Source organism: Thalassotalea sp. ND16A, from assembly GCF_000764205.1.
Taxonomy (GTDB): domain Bacteria; phylum Pseudomonadota; class Gammaproteobacteria; order Enterobacterales; family Alteromonadaceae; genus Thalassotalea_A.
On sequence record NZ_JQDZ01000127.1, the window covers coordinates 1 to 986 of the forward strand.

Sequence of the window (986 nt, forward strand, 5' to 3'; positions counted from 1 at the left end):
CGCTCAAAGCGCCTTGCCTAAATGCCAAAACCCTGCGCAATACGTTTTAATTGAATAAATCGCATTGACTGTTTTGAATTCTCGGAGACTAATCCGAGATAAGTTGCAAGCCTGACATTTTCACGCATTCAATAAGAATGTTGACAACCTATTTTAACGTAAGTTATCAAACTCAAACATTACTGTTTGAGCCTTGAGTAAGAATAACTAACTTCGTTAGTTATAATGTTGAAGCATTGTAAACAATGCTTCGATTGATAAACAACAAGTTGTTTATCGTGATAATTCGATTAACGGATGCGATTGGACGTCGCAACCACGAATTATCGGGTTTAATATCAGCTTTCCAAATTGTTAAAGATCTAATCAATGCGCGCATTCGGCAAAGATTTTGGTAAAAAACCAAACTTAAATGAAGTCTTGAAGTTCAAAACGACGCTTAAATTTGGTCTTTCTTTAATCGAAGAAAATGGTGGAGCTAAGCAGGATCGAACTGCTGACCTCCTGCGTGCAAGGCAGGCGCTCTCCCAGCTGAGCTATAGCCCCATTGTTTTACCAATGGTAAATAACGCTCTTAATCATATTTAAACAAATACAATTAATGCTTTTTACAAGGCATTTTATGGAGACGTTTAGTCTTCTTAAACGAGTCATAAAATAACGCCGTAAAAACGTTAATTTGGTAGGTCTGAGTAGACTTGAACTACCGACCTCACCCTTATCAGGGGTGCGCTCTAACCAGCTGAGCTACAGACCTATCACAAGGCACTCACTCGCAGTTGTCGGTACGACCTCACCACTCATATAAAGGGGTGGGCATTAACTATCTAAGCTACAGACCTATCACAAGGTCATGAGAGACCTATATTTTCTTCATCTTTCGTTATCATACAATTTGTGTGAACACTCAGCACTAAGCTAATTCACTTAAGGTAAGGAGGTGATCCAACCCCAGGTTCCCCTAGGGTTACCTTGTTACGACTTCA

The 986-nt window shown here is 39.7% G+C and carries 2 tRNA genes and 1 rRNA gene; all 3 read right to left on the reverse strand.

The window, feature by feature from the left end:
* Positions 1-470 precede the first annotated feature (470 nt).
* A tRNA-Ala gene (locus tag ND16A_RS00030) sits at positions 471-546 on the reverse strand.
* 134 nt (positions 547-680) lie between these two features.
* Positions 681-757, reverse strand: a tRNA-Ile gene (locus tag ND16A_RS00025).
* A gap of 176 nt (positions 758-933) precedes the next feature.
* Positions 934-986 (reverse strand): 16S ribosomal RNA (locus ND16A_RS22075); the annotation flags it as partial.